General features: G+C 42.3%; 8 protein-coding genes and 1 pseudogene. All 9 read left to right on the top strand.

From position 1 onward, the window contains the following. A partial coding sequence (locus tag IJT21_05010) for a hypothetical protein (GenBank protein ID MBQ7577614.1) occupies positions 1-1,594 on the top strand: 1,594 nt, incomplete at its 5' end. Beyond that, positions 1,594-1,803: pseudogene (locus IJT21_05005) on the top strand (tail protein X). The gene IJT21_05010 and the pseudogene IJT21_05005, both read left to right, overlap by 1 nt. A 10-nt stretch (positions 1,804-1,813) precedes the next feature. Beyond that, a complete protein-coding gene (locus IJT21_05000; GenBank protein MBQ7577613.1) occupies positions 1,814-2,956 on the top strand; it encodes a hypothetical protein in 1,143 nt (380 codons plus the stop codon). 1 nt (position 2,957) lies between these two features. Beyond that, positions 2,958-3,386 (top strand): phage baseplate assembly protein V, encoded by a 429-nt coding sequence (locus tag IJT21_04995; GenBank protein ID MBQ7577612.1) that lies wholly within the window; start codon positions 2,958-2,960, stop codon positions 3,384-3,386. A gap of 12 nt (positions 3,387-3,398) precedes the next feature. After that, positions 3,399-3,689 (top strand): hypothetical protein, encoded by a 291-nt coding sequence (locus IJT21_04990; GenBank protein ID MBQ7577611.1) that lies wholly within the window; start codon positions 3,399-3,401, stop codon positions 3,687-3,689. Positions 3,690-3,816: 127 nt separating this feature from the next. Next, complete coding sequence (locus IJT21_04985; GenBank protein ID MBQ7577610.1) at positions 3,817-3,996, top strand: Lar family restriction alleviation protein; 180 nt, start codon at positions 3,817-3,819, stop codon at positions 3,994-3,996. 208 nt (positions 3,997-4,204) lie between these two features. Continuing rightward, complete coding sequence (locus IJT21_04980; protein MBQ7577609.1) at positions 4,205-4,699, top strand: hypothetical protein; 495 nt, start codon at positions 4,205-4,207, stop codon at positions 4,697-4,699. Then, a complete protein-coding gene (locus IJT21_04975) occupies positions 4,696-4,893 on the top strand; it encodes a hypothetical protein (protein ID MBQ7577608.1) in 198 nt (65 codons plus the stop codon). Before IJT21_04980 ends, IJT21_04975 begins: the two co-directional genes overlap by 4 nt. After that, positions 4,890-5,192: a DUF3310 domain-containing protein gene (locus IJT21_04970; GenBank protein MBQ7577607.1), complete on the top strand. Its 303-nt coding sequence runs from the start codon at positions 4,890-4,892 to the stop codon at positions 5,190-5,192. The genes IJT21_04975 and IJT21_04970 overlap by 4 nt, the downstream gene beginning before the upstream one ends. The last annotated feature ends 9 nt before the right edge of the window (positions 5,193-5,201 follow it).

Below are 5,201 nucleotides of genomic sequence, written 5' to 3'. Positions count from 1 at the left end.
GTCATTGAGTGATATTTTTGCAGGCGTGAAGAATTTTGCGTCAAATGCATGGGACTTCGTAAAAAGTAAATGGCAGGATTATATAAACTGGTGGGGGTCTCTATTACTGGGCGATTTATGGCAGCCTGTAAAAGATTACGCCTCAAGTGCAAAAGAATGGGCGAGTCAAAAATGGCAAGAATTTAGCTCGTGGTGGGAGTCAGTATCGCTAAGTGATGTATTCTCAAGTGTGAAAGATTATGCGTCAGTAGCTAAAGACTGGGTAAGTCAAAAATGGCAGTCTCTTGCAAATTGGTGGGAGTCTTTATCGCTTAAAGATATTTTCTCGCCGGTTAAAGACTTTGCGTCCGGTTCATATAACTGGGTGACTCAAAAATGGCGGGAGTTCGGCGCGTGGTGGGACTCTTTCTCATTAAGTGATATTTTTTCCGGAAGTTTCACAGGCATATTTGACACACTCACAAAAGAATTTGAAAGCACGAAAACTATTTTGTCCGGCGGCTGGCAAGCTGTAAAAAGTTTATTCACGCTCGATTTTACGGGAATGTGGGACGGAATACTAACAACTTTTGACGGGATTAAAAGTTTTCTCAAAACACGCTGGGAATCTCTCACGTCAATATTCAAAATAAATTTCGGCGGAATATGGGACGGGCTTGTATCCGGTCTCACTACAGTATGTCAAACTCTAGAAAAAATATGGGATAACACAATCGGAGTCATCACAAGAACAGCAAAAGGCGCAGCGGACATCGTAAAAGGCGCATGGGATTGGACACTTGGTCTAGTAGGATTCGGCCCGGACGAAAATTCTACTGAAGCACAACAAGAGGCACTCAAAGCACAAGTCAAAGATATTACAGTGCTTAACAAAATGAGTGAAGGTTTTGCAGACAGAGTCGCCGAAATGACAGCAGCTTGGGAGCCGTTCAAATCGTCGCTCGGTGAAGGGTTCACAGAAATTTTTAACGTCATGCAGGGAGTCGCCGATAAAATCAGATCCGTAACAATCCCGGCCGTGAATGAATTAGTCAGCGCATTGAGTAGAGTCGCAGCAGAAATAACGTCAATAGTTCAAACCGGAAATCTAAGCGTCAAGGTTAATGCTCCGACAATTAACAACACCGGTGCTAACCCATTTAGCAGAATGGGCGGAGGTCAAAACAGGAGTCCGAGATTCGCAGCAGGCGGTTTCGTGAAGGGTTTGACTCATGCAATAGTCGGTGAGGCAGGTCTTGAAGCAATTATCCCGTTAACTGACAAATCGCGCGGGTCTGCGTTGTGGTTTGAGGCAGGCCGTCAGCTCGGATTACTCGATAAATCAGGAGTGAATTATAACGCCGTTCCAGACTCACAGCCTGCAATTGAAGGAGTCCCGTTATGGCGCGCTGCTTATGACAAAAATTTTGCAGCACCTCAAGAGACAAATAATATCAGCAACAATTCACAGCCCGTTTTCAGTCCTGTTATAAATCTCACAGTCAACGGCGGCGAGTCAGGCATTGAGGACAAAATTAGAAGTGTTATAAATGATTTGTTCGAGGACGCTTTTATGAACTTCCAAAATTCTATGCAGAGAGTGGCGTTTACTTAATGAGAACTTACAGAACACAGCAAGGCGATACATGGGACTTAATCGCGCTCAGAATGTACCCTGATTTAGGCGGGGAAAAATTGACAGATATTTTATTGGACGCTAACCCCTTGCATATTCGGACGGTTATTTTTTCTGCTAATGTAATTCTGAATGTTCCTGATGTTGACGTACCTGTTATTCAGAATTTGCCAGCATGGAAGAGGTGAAAATTAAAAAATGGATTCTCATCCGGCAAGATATGCAGAAGTCGTGATTATTTATGAAGGTAAAGATATTTCACGCGATATTGCGCCGTATTTGCTATCGTTCAGCTACACAGACAACGCAAGCGACAAGGCCGACGATATTTCTATTTCACTCGAAGACAAAGAGCGTTTGTGGTGTAATGACTGGTACCCGTCGAAAGGCGATAAGATTCAAGCAAGCATAATTATTCATAACTGGGACGATGCAAACAAAACAGAGTCTTTGCCGTGCGGAACGTTTGAAGTTGACCAGATCGAATGTTCAGGGCCTCCAAATCAAGTGAGTATAAAAGCTGTCTCGACTCTCGTCTCTAAACCGATGAGGCAGGAGAAACACACTAAAGCATGGGAAAATGTAAAACTCTCAACTATTGCCGGTGATGTCGCGAATAAAAACGGCTTAAAACTTTTCTGGGACTGTCCGAACGATCCGAATTTTGAAAGACGCGATCAGGTGGAAATTTCTGATTTGGAGTTTCTTTCAGGGCTAGCACGTGATTACGGGATCGCAGTAAAAGTTACTGATACACAGCTTGTCTGCTACGACGAGGAAGAATACGAATCACATGAACCGGTCGGGAGTCTCTCGTATGGTGATAAAAAATTGCTGCGGTGGAGTTTTTCAAGCAAGACTAACGGCACATACAAAGGCGCGAATCTGCAATATCATGACCCCGTGAAAAATAAGACACTGATTTATACCGGCAAAGATGTTTGGAAGACTGAAGGCACCGGACGAACGCTCGAATTAAATCAGAAGGCCGACAATCAAGAAGACGCAAAAAGAATCGCAGATAAAAGACTCAGAGCCGCAAACAAGAAAGAAATTACAGCAAATATTACGCTTATGGGTGATTTACGATTTGTAGGAGCGAGCAATATTACTATTTCGGGATTCGGTGCGTTTGACGGGGTTTACGCAATTGAGAAGGCGACTCACAGCGTCGGGGATTCTTACACGACAAAATTAGATTTGAACATGGGCGGCGAGTCAAAGAAGGAAAACCGCACAAATTCCGGGAAAAATTCCGGCAGACGTTCAACGAGGCGAGGCAGTAAACGTACAAATAAACCGCTTGTCTATACCGGAACAGACGTATACAGGAGATCATGACATGGCAAACGAAAACAAAGAACAAGGCGCACAAGGGAGATTCGGCTATGTTTCAGATTATGACCCGGCGCGGCATATGGCACGGATAAAATTTCCGGATAAAGGCGATTTAGTGTCGGGGTGGATTCCGGTCTCTGTCTCGAACTCCAAGAAAAACCGCGATGAAGTGCATTTAGACATCGGCGAACACGTTTACTGCAACATGATGGGCAACGGTTTAGAAATGGGAGTCGTTTTGTGTTCACTCTATGATGACACGAACAAGCCCCCCGCCGGTGATGCAGATATTCGCAAGACAACTTACGACGACGGCACAGAAATAATTTACGACCGCAAGAATCACAAACTGCAAATTAACTGCGTTGGTGATATTGAGATACACGCTGACGGAAATATTAAAATTACAGGTTCAAGAATTGATTTAAACTAGGAGAGAAATATAATGACACATGAAGAACGGTTAGCAGACACTTACAGGCGATTCCCCCATTTAAGGCCTAAAGATTGGGAGCCAAAGGGAGAGAAAAAATCTCTGAAGTATGGCAAATCGGTCAAGAAAAAAATAACACCGCCAATTTATGAAACGACAAATATTCACTTAAGTATTCAGGACGATTTACCGCCGGAGCCTGATATTCACGGCGATATTTGCCCGCATTGCGGACATATGACCCTAATTCACGAGTCGGGCTGCGTGAAATGTACTTACTGCGATTGGAGTGCGTGCGGTTAATGTTTTGGGAAGGAATAGCATTTATGGTTTTTGCAGTTATCATAGGTTTTAGCGATTCTATATCTAATTTGATTAATGCAAAAGCAGAAGAGATACGCGCAAGAGCTAAAAAAATGGAGGACGAGGAATGAGCGAGCAATTAAAACCGTGCCCATTCTGCGGGAGTGAAAAGGTAGAACTATATCGAGACGGTAAGGGAGATTACTTTATCAATTGTAAAAATTGCATGTGTCTTGTATCCGGATTTTATCGGACGAAAAGGGAATCTCTACAGGTATGGAACACACGAGCGGAGGATAAATCATGAGTGAAAATAAAATGTCTCTTTGTGAAGGATTAGAACCTTGCCCTCGTTGTGGTTGCGAAAAAACTATTCTTTGGGAACAAGATGGCAAATATCGATATACATGTGCACATTGCTGTTTGGGAGCAGACAGCCCATTTTATAGTGATTCTTTCTTAGCATCTATATATTGGAATGATGTAGTATATCTAAACTATTCGGAGGTCAAATCATGACGAATAAACAATTTCTCTCAATGATAGAAGACGAGTTATACACACTTGAAGCTAACGGGTGTGCAGTGCATAAGCTTTACAGCATGTTTGATGACGAGGGCCGGGGCATAAATAATTTTCTCGCCTATCAGGTCATAACGAAAAAAGGCGTGCATAATTACATTTTTTACAAATGCGACAAGCACCCGAAAGAATTTATAGTGAAGGACGACGAGTCAGGATGGAATTTGTATCAGGCAGTAAGAAGGCTCGCCTACATGCAGATAGAATTAAATCAAGACTGCGGATTTGTTGTTTACTGGACTCACAAGAAAAGCCCGTTAAAAAATGAATACTGTATATTCAGTGCAAAGGACGCGCACGAGAAGTTACGCAAAATCATGTATCAGGATAGCGCAACTGAATTAGAAGATTTATTGCTTGATATGAATATGAGCGATGATATATTTCGCTTTCGTTCACTGTTAAAAGAAATGGATCCGGAAGAATGAGCGAAAAATTAAATGATGAACAGCTCAAACGGTTAAATATATGCGCGCCTGCAGTTATAACGGTGTTAAAAGAGTTCGAAAAATTTTTATTCAAGCACAAGGAAATAGCAGCAATGGAGGTTGTGTCGGGATTATTGAAATTTATTCTTGCCGGTACACAAACGCCGGGATTTTTTGTGGAGGTTGAATCGTGAGCGAAATAAAATATCCTGAAACTGTAATAGAAGAACACCTGCAATATTACGAGAGTCAAAAGCAAATAAATCACCCTGATTATTACAAAGCAGGCGGCATTGAAGCTATTGACTTCATCGAGGCTAACAGCTTAAATTTCAATCTCGGCAACGTCATAAAATACATAGTAAGAGCAGGACGTAAAGAAGGCGAGGACGAATTTACTACGCTGAGTAAAGCAAAATGGTATCTTGACCGCGAAATTGAACGGCTCAAAAAATTAGCAGATTCACAAATAAAGCCTGAAATTACCGACTAATACAAAATT

This window comes from Synergistaceae bacterium (assembly GCA_017443945.1).
Classification (GTDB): Bacteria; Synergistota; Synergistia; order Synergistales; family Aminobacteriaceae; genus JAFUXM01.
This window is presented reverse-complemented; position numbering and strand designations above follow the sequence as displayed.